A 14,276-nucleotide genomic window follows, 5' to 3' on the forward strand; every position below is an offset into this window, starting at 1 on the left:
TCAGTCGGCCACGAACATGACCGTGGACAGCGGCGGCAGGCTGAGCACGAGCGACTGTTCGAAGGCGTGGGCAGGTACGGCCTGCGTGTGGCGCTCGCCCTCATTACCGACACCCGAACCGCCGTACTCGGCGGCGTCGGAGTTCAGCGCCTCACGCCAGCGGCCACCTTCGGGCACGCCCACGCGGAAGCCATGCCTTGGCGTCGGGGTCATGTTGCTCACCACCAGGACGGTGCGCCCGCCCTCGGTCATGCGCAACCAGGCGAAGACACTCTGCTCCGCGCCGTCGCCGATGACCCAGCGGAAACCGTGGGGGTCCGAATCCGAGACGTGCAGGGCCGGCGTGGCGGCATACAGGTGGTTGAGGTCACGGACCAGCTTCTGCACACCCAGGTGCAGGGGATGGTCGAGTAGTTCCCAGGCGATCTGCGCATCGTGGTTCCACTCGCGCGGCTGAGCAATTTCGCCACCGGTGAACAGCAGCTTCTTGCCGGGGTGGCCCCACATGAAACCGTAGTAAGCGCGCAGGTTGGCGAATTTCTGCCACTCGTCACCCGGCATGCGACCCAGCAGCGAGCGTTTGCCATGCACCACTTCGTCATGCGACAGCGGCAGCACGAATTTCTCCGAGTACGCGTAGACCATGCTGAAGGTCATCTCGCCATGGTGCCAGCGACGGTGGATCGGATCGTGGGTCATGTAATCGAGTGAGTCGTGCATCCAGCCCATGTTCCACTTGAAGGTGAAACCGAGCCCGCCCTGGTCCACCGGCTGGGTCACACCCGGCCAGGCCGTGGATTCCTCGGCGATTGTCATGCAGTCCGGATGGCGCTCGGCGACGAGCTGATTCACCCGGCGCAGGAAATCAATCGACTCCAGGTTCTCGCGGCCGCCGTATTTATTCGGCACCCACTCGCCGTGCTTGCGGCTGTAATCGCGGTAAAGCATGGAGGCGACCGCATCGACACGAAGACCATCGACATGGAAGCGTTCCAGCCACGCGAGCGCGCTGGCGACCAGGAATCCCGACACCTCGTTGCGGCCGAGATTGAAGATCAGGGTGTTCCAGTCCTGATGAAATCCTTCGCGCGGATCCGCGTGCTCGTACAAAGGCGTGCCGTCGAAATGCGCCAGTCCGTGAATGTCCGTCGGGAAGTGCGCAGGAACCCAGTCGACGATGACGCCGACGCCCGCTTCGTGACAACGGTCGACGAAGCGCGCAAAGGCTTCCGGCGTGCCGAATCGCGACGTGGGAGCGAACTGGCCCAACGGCTGGTAACCCCACGAACCGCCAAACGGATGCTCCGAAATCGGCAGCAGCTCGATATGGGTGAAGCCCATACCCGAGACATACGGAATGAGGCGCTCGCCAATCTCGTCCCAGTGCAGCTCGTCGTTGTCCTTGCCACGCAGCCAGGAGCCGGCGTGCAGTTCGTAGATCGACAACGGTGATCCCGCGTGGTGCAGCGCGCCGCGCTTGCGCAACCACTCGCCGTCCGTCCAATGAAAGGCGGTCGGATCGGCCACGATGGATGCCGTGGACGGCGGCAGCTCCGCAGCGAGCGCGACAGGGTCCGCACGCTGCGTCAGCGAGCCGTCCGCACCCCAGATCTCGTATTTGTAGCGCGCGCCGGCGAGCAGGCCGGGCACGAAAAGCTCCCAGACGCCCGAGGGAACGCGCTTGCGCATCGGATGCCGGCGACCGTCCCAACTGTCGAAGTCACCGACGACGCTGACCCGTTTTGCATTGGGAGCCCACACGGCGAAACGCACGCCATGTACGCCGTCGAGCGTGATCGGGTGTGCGCCGAGGACACGAAAGAGCTCGACATGCGTACCGTCGGCCATCCGGCCCAGATCCTCATCGGACAGCAACGTGCCGAACGCATAAGGATCGTGCGTATCGTGGCTCGCGCCCGGCCACCGCACGCGTAGACGATATACAGCCTCGTCGGGGGCGACGCCAGCGAACAGCCCGTCGTCGTGAACCCGCCGTAATTCGGCAACCGGTCGGCCCGACGGGTCGATCAGTTCCACGCCCAGGGCACCGGGCTGCAAGGTGCGCACGACACGCCGACCGTCGACTGTGTGTGGGCCCAGCAAAGCGAACGGATCGCCGTGGCGACCCTCCACCAGCGCGGCGACTCCAGCGGCGTCGTTCAGTCCGTAGCTACGTGCGTCAGTCACGTACCCTCCTTCAGTTCGGCGGCGGTATCGCCGCGGGCGGCATGGAGCAGGCCGCGTAACGGGACGTCAAGCCACGCGGGTCGGTTCGCGGCCTCGTAGCTGACCTCGTAAGCGGCCTTTTCGATGATGAAGAGTTCGAGCAGCGGCACGAATGCCTTGGCGTCCACCCAACGAACCGGCGCGGCATCGAGCACGCTGCGGTAGGCTTCGAGGAAGACCTTCGAGGAACGTTCGCGGAAGCGGGCGAGATACTCGCCGAAACCTTCGTCTTCCACCGGTGCCAGGCCATCTTCACCGCGGCGCGCCATCGCTGCGGCGTAATGCAGCGAGCGCAGGAAACCGGCGACATCGCGAAGCGCCGTGTGCTTACCGCGACGCTCCTCGAGCGGTCGCGCCGGCTCGCCTTCGAAATCGATGATGTATGCATCGTCCTGGACCACGAGGATCTGGCCCAGGTGGAAGTCGCCATGGGTACGGGTCAGTATCGCGCCCTTCCCTGCTTTCGAGAGTTCGGCGATATGTTTGTCCAGTGTGGACGCCAGGCCATGCACCGCCTCGATCTCGCCATGCACCGCTTCGGAGACCTCAGATGCCTTGTCCAGCGACGCGAGGGCCCGACGAACCTGCTCGCGGACGCTATCGCTCCACGTGTTGGCCACGGTATCGGTCGCCGGCTCCGGATCGAACGCCGGGAAATCGGACGGCTTCGCCAGTAGCGCGTGCAACTCACCCAGACGGGTACCGACGGCGGCTGCGAAAGCGTCGTAGCCGCCTTCGATCTCGGCGCGACGCTCGTCATCGTTCGAGTGGCTATATTCGTCGTAGCTGCGACGCAGGAAGTCCAGCGTCCAGCGCCAGGCATCGCCCTGGTTGCGCAGGAAGCCCTGGAGTACGGCGATGGTCGTGCGATCGCCGTGCTCGTCGACGCGAACCACTTCGCCCAGCAGCGGCGAGGTATTCGCGTAACCGTTCTCGGTGAGGAAGCGACCCATCTCCACTTCCGGGTTGATGCCGGCGGAGGTGCGGCGGAACAGCTTCAGGACGCCCTGGTCGTGCAGGATCATGGAGCTGTTCGACTGCTCGGCGGTCATCCAGCGGTTTTCGACATCACTGGAGAACGCGTCCGGGTTGAAGGCGTCCGTCCGCTCGAAGCGCACGAAGCCGTTGTTCACCGGCAGCTCGACCTCATTGCGCAGGCCGATGAGCAAGCCCGAGGCAAAGGCCTCCAGCGAGAAGCCATCCGTCAGCAGGCCGATGCGGCGACCACGGCGAACACGGGCGAGCGTGAGCTGCTGCGCGCGGGCCGTCGGGCTTTCGTCTTCCCAGACAATGCCGACCGGGAGGCTGTAGCGCTCCGTACCGCCATCGGCGAGCGTGGCCTCGACTTCCGTAAAGACCAGGTCGTCGCCACGATCCGGCCAGGGCACCGCGTAGAGAATCCTGACGGACTCGATGCCACGATCCTTTGCCGCGGACCACCGGCGAACGCTGAGATAGGTCGGCAGGACCTGTTTTTCGATGACGCCACGATGGTGAGCCATCACCGGCCCTTCCACGAGTGCGCCGCGAACGACCAGGGTCTCGTAATCGGGCAGCGGCTCGGCGGGAATCTCGTGCCATTCCGGCATCTGCGCATTCGGGCAGATCTGGAAGGCGTAAAAACCATACGGTGGAACGGTCAACAGGTAAGGCAACTGCCCTACCGGCGGGAACGACGACCCACCCATGATCTCGATCGGCACCTGGCCATCGAACGAGGCGAGGTCCAGCTCGACCGCCTGCAGCGATCGCGACATATTGGCCACGCAGAGCACGTGCTCGCCGTCGAATTCGCGCAGGTAGGCAAGTACCTTGCGGTTGCCGGGATAAAGGAACTTGAGCGTGCCGCGACCGAACGCCTTGTAGCGCTTGCGCACGGCGAGCATGCGTCGTGTCCAGTTGAGCAGCGAATGAGGATCGCGCGACTGCGCCTCGACGTTGATCGCCTGGTAGCCGTAGAGCGGATCCATGATCGGCGGCAGCACGAGGCTGGCGGGATCGGCGCGGGAGAAACCGCCGTTGCGATCCACCGACCACTGCATCGGCGTACGCACACCGTCGCGGTCACCCAGGTGGATGTTATCGCCCATGCCGATTTCGTCACCGTAGTAGAGCACTGGCGTACCTGGCATCGACAACAGCAAGGCATTCATCAACTCGATGCGACGACGATCGCGCTCGAGCAGCGGCGCAAGTCGACGACGGATGCCGAGATTGATGCGCGCACGCTTGTCGGCGGCGTAGGTCTGCCACAGGTAATCGCGCTCGTTATCCGTGACCATCTCGAGCGTCAGCTCGTCGTGGTTACGCAGGAAGATCGCCCACTGGCAGTTTTCCGGGATGGCCGGCGTCTGCCGCATGATGTCGGTGATCGGGAAACGGTCTTCCCGCGCGATCGCCATGTACATGCGCGGCATCAGCGGGAAATGGAAGGCCATGTGGCATTCGTCGCCGTTACCGAAGTAGTCCTGGGTGTCTTCCGGCCACTGGTTGGCTTCAGCCAGCAGCATGCGATCGGGATAGTGCTGGTCGATCTCGGCACGCATGACTTTGAGGATGTCGTGCGTTTCGGGAAGGTTCTCGTTGTTCGTCCCTTCCCGCTCGATCAGGTACGGCACGGCGTCCAGGCGTAGCCCGTCCACACCCATGTCGAGCCAGAAACGCATGACGTCGAGCACGGCCTTCAGGACAGCCGGGTTATCGAAGTTCAAATCGGGCTGGTGAGAGAAAAAGCGATGCCAGAAGTACTGGCCGGCCACCGGGTCCCAGGTCCAGTTCGACTTCTCGGTGTCGAGGAAGATGATGCGGGTGCCATCGTAGGCCTGGTCGGTATCCGACCAGACGTAGAAGTTACGCGCCGCCGAACCGGCCTTCGCCGCACGTGCGCGCTGGAACCACGGATGCTGGTCCGAGGTATGGTTGATGACCAGCTCGGTGATCACGCGCAGCCCGCGCGCGTGCGCTTCGTTAATGAAGCGCTTCACGTCGGCGAGCTTGCCGTAGTCCTCGTGCACCGCCTTGTACTCGGCGATGTCGTAACCGTCGTCGCGTCGCGGGCTCGGGTAGAACGGCAGCAACCATAGGGTATTCACGCCCAGTTCGGCGATGTAATCGAGCTTCTCGATCAGGCCCTGGAAGTCGCCCACGCCATCGTCATTGGAGTCGAAATACGACTTCAAATGCACCTGGTAGATGATGGCGTCCTTGTACCAGAGCGGATCGCTCGAGAAATCGGGAGCCGCCTGCTTTTTTGCTTTGGCACGTGTAGCCATGGATCAGACTCCGGGTAGCCGCACGTGCCATACCGCATAGGGCTGGCCGAGGCCGAGCCACACTTGCTGGTTAGCGCCGCGCCAGGCGATGGGTTGGTTATGAAGAAGGTCGTGGATGTCGAGCTGGGCGTCGGAGGCATAGCCCCAGTCACCCAGCGGCAGGGAAAGGTCGGCGGACTGGGCGTTGTGTGGATCCATGCTGATGGCCACCAGGACCACGTCATCGCCCGAACGTTTCTCAAAGAACAGCACCTGCGGGTTGTTCGCCGGCAGGAAACGCACGCCCAGGTGACTCTGCAGGGCCGGATGAGCGCGGCGGATCGCGTTCAACTGGGTGATCTCGGCGACGATGTTGCCCGGGGCGTTGAAATCGCGGACGCGTATCTCGTACTTCTCGGAGTCGAGATACTCCTCCTTGCCAGGCATGGGCGCCGCTTCGCAGATCTCGAAGCCGGAGTACATGCCCCACAGCCCGGAGAGCGTCGTCGCCAGCGCGGCGCGGATAAGGAAGCCCGGACGGCCGGAGGTTTGCAGGAAATAGGGATCGATATCGGGCGTATTGACGAAGAAGTTCGGACGGAAGAAATCCTTCGGGCGGCGTGGTCGTTAGCTCGGTGAGGTAGTCGATGAACTCCTGCTTCGAGTTGCGCCACGTGAAGTACGTATACGACTGGCTGAAGCCGACCTTGGCCAGGCGATACATCGGCTTGGGCCGGGTGAATGCTTCGGACAGGAACAACGCATCGGGATACTTCGCACGAACCCGCGCAATCATCCACTCCCAGAACGGGAACGGCTTCGTGTGCGGGTTATCGACACGGAACGTACGGATTCCTTCATTCGCCCAGAACAACACCACGTCGCAGAGCGCCTGCCAGAGCGATGGCACCGCGCCGTCGGCATAGAAGTCGACGTTGACGATGTCCTGGTACTTCTTCGGCGGGTTCTCCGCGTAGCGGATGCTGCCATCGGGGCGCCAGTCGAACCACTCCGGATGCTCTTTCAGCCAGGGGTGATCCTGCGAACACTGGATCGCGAAGTCGAGGGCCAGCTCGAGACCGTGCTCATGAGCGGCGTCACGCAGGGCGCGAAAGTCTTCGATCGTGCCCAGCTGAGGATGAATAGCGGTGTGGCCGCCGTCCGGTGAGCCGATCGCATAGGGGCTGCCCGGATCGTCCGGACCCGGCGTCAACGTGTTGTTCGGTCCTTTGCGGAACGCCGTGCCGATCGGATGGATCGGCGGGAAGTACAGGACGTCGAAGCCCATGTCACGCACCGCCGGGAGGCGCGCGATGGTGTTGCGGAACGTCCCGTGCTTCGACTTGTCGTCCGTCATCGAACGCGGGAAGAGTTCGTACCAGCTCGCAAACCCGGCCTCCCGACGGTCCACTTCCAGCTGAAACGACTCGGTCAACGTCGAACGAAGACGCGGATCCGTCGCCGTCATCAGTTCCAGCGTGCTGTCCGCAAGCAGGATCTCCAGGCGGTCGTCGCCTTCTGCCCTGGCCACGGCGATCGCCAGCGCGCGAAGACCTTTCGCCTTCGCACCGGAGGCGTCCTTCGCGCGTGCTTCGACGAGCAGCCTGCCCTCTTCCAGCTCCAGGGAGACCGATACCTTCGCCTCGTGCTTTACCTCCAGCTCGTGGCGATACGTCGCGAACGGGTCGCGCCAGGCCTCGATCTGGAACTCATAGCGGCCGATGCGGGTGGGCGTGAAGCGCGCCGTGTGGATGTCGTTGTTGACGGGTTCGAGCGCGACTTCGCGCCATGCCTTCTCGTCGAGTGCCCGGTAGCGCAGACGCGCCGCGAGCACTTCATGGCCGTCCATGAAGATGTCGGCCGTGACATCGATGGCCTGGCCGACGATACGTTTGGCAGGAAAACGACCGCCGTCCACGATGGGTTGGACGGCTTCGATGATGACGCGGGGAGCTTTCGTAGCGGACTGCATGAATTCCTTATGGGCAGAGGCGCCGATCTTGCGCTTCACCGGGACACCAGCGCTGGCAGTGAGCGTCAGCACGGCACCGGGATGCAGGATCACGCCATCGCCTTCGTCGAAGACCTTGCGGCCATCGGGTGTGGTCCAGGGACCAAAATGGGAGGCGTCGCCGATCAGTGCATCGTCGGCGGACAAGGGCGCCTCGCGATCGAGCGATGCGTTTACCAGCGTAAGGGTGGCGCGTGTTGCCGTGCGCGGGTCCGCGCCATCGACGGTGAGGAAAGCGGCGATGCCCTTTCGCGTGACAATGGTGGGACCACCGGCGACGTGCTCGCCGAGTGCGGCGTTCGCCGCCTTCACCGTCCCCGTGACATCGATCGTGGCGCCTGCGGCGAGGTCGGCGGGAGTGATCGCCGTGCCACGTCGTGCGTCGAGTGCATCATGCGCGGCGTATTCGAAACCGACAGGCATCATCCAGCCCGCGGGGGACGTGGCCGCGAACGCGATGGCACGGCGGTACGCATGGTCGAGCTGGTTCTCTTCGCCCAGTTCGTCTCCCAACCGCGTGGCGAAAGGTTCTTCCGTGCAGGCCAGGGCCGGGGCTATCCCTTGCAGGCGGGTCGCCTCCTCTGCGTACCACGGAGCCCGAAAATCCCACCAGTTCGCCGAAGACACCACGGCGTCGAAGCCCGCACCGCGCATGGCGACCAGGTCCTCCGGAGTACTCCCGGGCGTCCAGGCCAGGAAACCCACATCGGGCGTGGCCTCGTGGACGGCATCGATCAGGGTCATCCAGAGCTCGGCAGGGAGCCGCTGCGGGTGCATCACGCGAAAGCCTGCGACGCCTGCCGCGGCCCATCGGCGCAACCGGTCGATCCACCACGTCGTGGCAGCATCGGCTACCGCCGGATCGTTCAGGCGCCAGCGGGCGCTGTCACTCTCACTGGGCGTCCAGCGCGGATCCGGCGTGCCGTGCTCGGCCGCGATCGCCCGGAACCAGTCGGGATGCTCGGCGCGGACCGGAGAATCGGAGGCGAGTTCATCCAGCGGCAGATCGAGCCACAACTCCATGTGCTGCGCTCGGCAGGCCTTGGCGATCTGTCCCAGCCGCGTCGTGGCATCGCCATCAGCAGCCAATGCAGGGTTCAGGCGATCGAAATCCCGCGTGACGAAAACGTCACCGCACGCCGACGCTTCGAACGGCGGCGCGATCAGGAGCTGCCGGAAGCCCAATGAGGCCGCATGCTCGATCCAGGGATTCCAGGCGGTCATCGGCCCTGCGAGCAGCGGATGCAGGTAATAGATACAAAGGGGCGCACGCATGCTTGCCGACATGTACTCGTGTTCCTCTGGAGTTGGAACAAGCATGCCGGGTCGGATGTATGCGTCGTGCCAATAGACCCGGACACGCGAAGGCATTCACAGTGACGCAGACGGGTGTTTCCGCAGTGTGAATACGTGGGTTATTGCGACGGTAGCTGAAAGGCCGCTCGCCGCTGAAGCGGCTCCCACAACGTCTTTTCAGGGCTTCGTGCTGTCGCGCATCGCGCGCGCGATCGCTTGCTCGTCATCGCCCGGCCGCTCGGCGAGCAACGCGGCGGCGCCGAGGCGATCTTCGACGGGGCGGTTCTGGCCGAGCTTCCATTTGCCTTCGATACGGTCGATCGGGAGGCGGATGCCGATGATGGCGCGGAGGTTGGCCGCAACGTAGTCATCGGGGGCGTCGTCGACCTGCCAGGGCACCGGCTGCGCGGCGGCGTGTTCCGACTGGTTGGTCAGGCTGACCAGATGCGCACGCAACCGCACCGGGTCGTCATAGGTTTCCGCTCGACCATACGCGTGGATCGCGATGTAGTTCCAGGTCGGCACTTCGCGGTGATGCGTGGCCTTGCCGGGGTAGCCATTCGGCGAGATGTACGCCTGCGCTCCAGCGAAGATCGACAACACCTCACCGCCGTGGCGGCTCACGTGGTTGTTCGGCCGGGCCAGGTGCGCGTATAGCGTGCCGAGAGGACCCTCGTCCGGGACAAGCACGAACGGCAGGTGGCTTGCCTCGATGCCGCCCTCGCCCGCCGTGACCAGGGTACCGAAGGCGATCGAGCGGATCGCCTCGTGCAGCACGGGCAGTCGGGATTCGACGAAGTGCCTCGGCGTATACATTACTGGCCGAACTTGATCTCTTCGCCTTCGTGGCCGCGATCCCAGCCACGCAGTTCGTCGCGGATATGGGCGATACGCTGGCGGCCGAGTGCGTTGCGTTCCTCGTCCAGAACCAGGCCATCGAGCAGTTCGGCCAGACGCTGCGCGGTCGGCAGCATGGCGTCCCAGGCGTCCAGCGCGGGCGCGGGACCCGGAAGGGCCATGAAGAACGACAGGCCGGAAGTCTGCAGCGTGGCAATACGGCCCATGTCGAAGTTACCCGGCTTGGTCAGGTTGGCCACGCTGAAGATGGGGCCCTGCTCCGGATGACCGTCGACGAGGCGGTGATAGATGCCCATGTCACCGAATTCGAGGCCGGCCTTCTCCGCGGCGACCACCAGGTCGGAGCCGTGGAACTTGCTGCCTTCGCGCGCGACCACGTAGAGGCTGACGATACGCTCCACGGGTGCATGCGACGGGCGGCGGCCGAGGTCCGAACGCGGCGGGGCCTTGGGCGGCGCGGCGGGTGCCGGGGCCGGTGGCCGAACTGGCGCGGGCGCAGGTGCCGGCGCGGGCGCCGGTGCGGCGGCAACCGGGTCATCAAGATCGAATGGCAGGTCGAAGCGCGGTTCGACGCGCTGCGACGGCGCGTGCTGCTGCGAACTCGGCGGCAACACCGGCTCGTCACGTGCGTCCGGCGGGCGAATGGCCGACCGATCGCCGGAGAGCGAGGTACCCAGGCGCTCCAGCTCGGCGCGCAGGTCCACGTCCAGTTCGCCCTGCTTCGGCGACGGCCGGAACAACGGGTCGTTGGCGTCGTCGTCGTCGCGGGCGCTGAATTCGCGATCGTCACGGGAGTCGTACGCTCGGTCGTCGCGCGCACTGAACGATTCGCCGCCGATATCGCCGGCTTCTTCGCTCCCGTCGTTGAACACCGGCTCGCGCCGCTCGCGAGAGCGCTCCTGCGCTTCGGGCGCCGGCTTACGGCGGCCCTGCTGCTCCTTGCGCGGCTGGCCGAACAACCAGATCAGCACGAGGACGACAATGCCGACGAAGAGCATCGGGATGCCTACTGCGGGGTTCCAGGCGAGGCCGATGGCGGGATTCATGCTTCGATTCCTTGTTTAGTGCTTAAGCCGCGCCGACGAGCTTGGACGCTTCGGCGAGGTCGACCTGGACCAGACGGGAAACGCCCGGCTCGCGCATGGTAACGCCGCACAGCTGGTATGCGGCCTCCATGGTGGCCTTGTTGTGGCTGACAAAAATGAACTGGACCTTCTCGCTCATCTCACGAACCATGGCCGAGAAGCGACCCACGTTGGCTTCATCCAGTGGTGCGTCCACCTCGTCGAGCAGGCAGAACGGCGCCGGATTCAGGCCGAAGATCGCAAACACCAGCGACACCGCGGTAAGCGCTTTTTCGCCACCGGAGAGCAGCGTGATGTTGCTCACGCGCTTACCCGGGGGCCGCGCCATGATCGCCACGCCCGTGTCCAGGAGATCGTCGCCGGTGAGTTCCAGATAGGCGTGACCACCACCGAACAGGCGGGGAAAGAGTTCCTGCACGCCCGCATTCACGCGGTCGAAGGTTTCCTTGAAGCGCTGGCGCGTCTCGCGATCGATCTTCTTGATCGCCCCTTCCAGCGTCTCCATGGCGCTGACCAGATCGGCCAGCTGCGCATCGAGGTATTCCTTGCGCTGCGACTGCTCGGCGTGTTCCTGGATCGCCGCCAGGTTGACCGGCTCGAGGCGGGCGATCTTCTGCGCGAGATCGACAAGCTGGCGCTGCCAGTGGTCGGGCTCGGCATCTTCGGCCAGTTCGGTGAGAAGGGCCTCCAGTTCGAGGCCGGAAGCCTTGATCGCCTGGGCCAGCTGGTCGGCGCGCAATTGCAGGGCCTGCGCAGCGAGGCGCTTTTCGGAGACGCTTTCGCGCACCTGGTTGAGCACGTGCTCGGTGCGCTGGCGCTCCTGCTCCAGACGACGGAATTCCGCGTCGCAATCTTCGAGGGCGCGGCGCGCTTCGACGAGTTGCTTATCGACCAGCAAGCGCTGGTCGAGATAGGTCTGGCGCTCTTCTTCGAGTTCGGCGATCGGATCGGACCCGGCAGCGAGCTGCTGGTCGATCTCGTCGCGACGCGCGGTGACCTGGCGCAGCTGGGTATCGAGGCGGGCAAGCGCCTGCTCGAGCGAGGTCAGCGCAGCACGCTTGGACTCCATGCCCAGGGCGAGCTGATGTGACTGGTCGGCGGCTTCACGCGCATTGATGCGGGCTTCTTCGCGCGCTTCCAGCAACTCGCGACGCTCGTTCTCGAGGCCACGACGCTCGTCTTCGCGATCGCCCATGAGGCCAACCGCTTCGTCGAGCCGCGAACGTGCGTCGCGCGTCTGGCTGGCGAGTTCATCGACTTGTTCGAGGATGACGCTGATTTCGCCGCCAACCTTTTCAGCGCGGGCACGAGCGGTTTCCATCTTGCCGCGATGGCTCTGCAACTGGCCGGCCAACTCCGAGAGACGGCGGTGTGCGGCATAAAGATCGCGCTGGGCGTCGTCGCGCTGGCGTTCGGTCTCGAACTTGCGCGTACGCAGGGTTTCGAGCTGTTCGGTCCATTCTTCGCTGGAGCCTTCGAGCGTTTCAATCTGTTCGGCGAGCTGGCGGATCTCGCGCTCGCGGGCAAGCACGCCGACCTGGTTGCCCTGGGCGCGCAATACGCGAGCCCAACCCGGTCCCATCCAGGCGCCGTCGCGGGTGATTACGGACTGGTGCGACGAAAGCGAACCGACGCGCGCGGCAGCATCCTCTACGGAGTCCGCGATGAAGACGTTGCCCAGCAACGCCATGGCGGCGACCGGGCCGCGAACGTAGGCTGCCAGCGTACCGGCTGCACCTGGGCCGCCCTGCTCTTTCGCGAACAGCGCGACATCGGCCTGGCCGAGTGCCTCGAATTCGGCGGCCAGCGCAGCGATGGAGTCAACGAGCACCCCGTCGAGGACACCGGCGAGCACGGTTTCCACCGCGGATTCGTAACCGGCATCGACCTGCAGCGACTCGCCGAGGCGACGCGAGCGATCGAGGCCGAGACGAGAAAGCCAACCACTCGCGGCGGTCTCTTCCTGGCCGAGGGCCGAGCTCTGCAAGGCTTCGAGAGAGGCCTGGCGGCCACGCGCGGTCTGTAGCTGCTGGCGTGCTTCGTTGAGCGAGGACTGCACCTGGCGCTCTTCGTCGAGCACGCGCTCGTACGAGACCTTGTGTTGGTCGAGCACGCCACCGAGCGTTTCGACGCGCTCACGCTGGGTGTCGTGTTCGATGTCGAGCTGTTCGGAGGCGGCGTCGAGTGCCGCGACATCCGTCGCACGCTGTTCGGTTTCCAGGGCTTCTTTACGGCGGGAAAGGTCGACACTCTGGCGATCGAGGTAGGCCAGCTTGGTCCGCTCGACTTCGGCGGCACGGCTCGATTCCGACGCGCCGCGCGTATGCGCGTCCCAACGTTGTTGCCAGTCGGCCAGCTTGGTTTCGGTGGCGCGCTGCGCCTCCCCGGTTTCATCCTGGATCTGCTGCAGGGCTTCGAGCTTCGGCTCGCCCTCGGCCAGCGCCATGCGCAGGGTTTCTACCTGCTCGCGGTCTGCCGTGATGTGGCCCTGCAATTCCTCGAACTCGCGCTCGGTGTCGGCGCGCGAACGGGTAAGGCGCTCGCTCAGGTCGCGGTTGTGGCGTACCTGCTGCTCCACGCGGGCGATCTCGGCACCGACCTTATAGACCTCGCCCTGCACCTGGTTGAGGTGCTCGGTGGCGCCATGGTGACGCTCGCGAACGCTCTCCAGCTGCGCCTCGATCTGGCGCTGGCCGGCGAGGTGCTTGTCGATTTCCAGCTCCGCCTCGCGCAGGCCGGAGCCTTCGCCTTCGTGCTGGCGGTGCAGCGTGCGGTATTCCAGTGCGCGCAGTTCGGCTTCGCGGCGGGTGTGCTCTTCCTTGAACGCCTTCCAGCGCTCGGCCGCACGGGCCTGACGGTTGAGATGGTCGAGCTGTTTCTCCACTTCGTCGCGCACATCGCGCACGCGGTCGAGGTTTTCCCGGGTGGCCTTGATGCGGCTCTCGGTTTCCTTGCGGCGCTCCTTGTACTTGGAGATGCCTGCCGCTTCCTCGAGGTGGGTGCGCAGTTCTTCCGGCGCGGCCTCGATGATCTGGCTGATCATGCCCTGCTCGATGATCGAGTAGCTGCGCGGGCCCAGGCCCGTGCCGAGGAACAGATCGGTGATGTCGCGGCGGCGGCAGCGCGCGCCGTTGAGGTGGTAGGACGACTGGCCGTCACGGCTGACGATGCGCTTGACCGAGATTTCCGCGAAGCTCGCGTACTCGCCCTGGATGGTGCCGTCGCTGTTGTCGAAGATGAGCTCGACCGTGGCCTGGCCCACCGGCTTGCGCGCGCTGGAGCCGGAGAAGATGACGTCGGTGAGCGAATCGCCGCGCAGGCGGCTGGCCGCGGACTCGCCCATGACCCAGCGAATGGCATCGATGATGTTCGACTTGCCGCAGCCGTTAGGGCCGACGACGCCGGTCATATTGGTGGGCAGGTGCAGCGTGGTGGGGTCGACGAACGACTTGAATCCCGCCAGCTTGATCGTGGTCAGACGCATTATGGTTTCCGTTGGGACGCGGCCGAGGGCTCCGTTCGGGAGCCACCCCCTGGCTGATCGATCAC

At 65.0% G+C, this 14,276-nt stretch carries 7 protein-coding genes; all 7 read right to left on the reverse strand.

The genetic code is table 11. The features are described from left to right. The 7 genes from glgB to smc all read right to left on the reverse strand — a co-directional run bounded on the left by glgB (position 1) and on the right by smc (position 14,211). A complete protein-coding gene (glgB, locus tag ACVWWJ_RS15305) occupies positions 1–2,187 on the reverse strand; it encodes a 1,4-alpha-glucan branching protein GlgB (protein WP_456968542.1) in 2,187 nt (728 codons plus the stop codon). After that, a complete protein-coding gene (gene treS / locus ACVWWJ_RS15310; RefSeq protein ID WP_456968543.1) occupies positions 2,184–5,498 on the reverse strand; it encodes a maltose alpha-D-glucosyltransferase in 3,315 nt (1,104 codons plus the stop codon). The genes glgB and treS overlap by 4 nt, the downstream gene beginning before the upstream one ends. Before the next feature lie 3 nt (positions 5,499–5,501). Next, positions 5,502–5,780: an alpha-glucosidase C-terminal domain-containing protein gene (locus ACVWWJ_RS15315; RefSeq protein WP_456968544.1), complete on the reverse strand. Its 279-nt coding sequence runs from the start codon at positions 5,778–5,780 to the stop codon at positions 5,502–5,504. Then, on the reverse strand, positions 5,737–8,775 hold the full coding sequence (locus ACVWWJ_RS15320) for a maltotransferase domain-containing protein (RefSeq protein ID WP_456968545.1): 3,039 nt from the start codon (positions 8,773–8,775) through the stop codon (positions 5,737–5,739). Before ACVWWJ_RS15320 ends, ACVWWJ_RS15315 begins: the two co-directional genes overlap by 44 nt. A gap of 186 nt (positions 8,776–8,961) precedes the next feature. Beyond that, positions 8,962–9,600 carry an FMN-binding negative transcriptional regulator gene (locus tag ACVWWJ_RS15325; RefSeq protein ID WP_456968546.1) on the reverse strand — a complete coding sequence of 213 codons (639 nt, stop codon included), beginning with the start codon at positions 9,598–9,600 and terminating at the stop codon, positions 8,962–8,964. After that, positions 9,600–10,688 carry a cell division protein ZipA gene (gene zipA / locus ACVWWJ_RS15330; RefSeq protein WP_456968547.1) on the reverse strand — a complete coding sequence of 363 codons (1,089 nt, stop codon included), beginning with the start codon at positions 10,686–10,688 and terminating at the stop codon, positions 9,600–9,602. The genes ACVWWJ_RS15325 and zipA overlap by 1 nt, the downstream gene beginning before the upstream one ends. Positions 10,689–10,710: 22 nt before the next feature. Continuing rightward, positions 10,711–14,211: a chromosome segregation protein SMC gene (gene smc, locus ACVWWJ_RS15335; protein ID WP_456968548.1), complete on the reverse strand. Its 3,501-nt coding sequence runs from the start codon at positions 14,209–14,211 to the stop codon at positions 10,711–10,713. Between the last annotated feature and the right edge of the window lie 65 nt (positions 14,212–14,276).

It is taken from the genome of Luteibacter sp. HA06 (assembly GCF_054061215.1).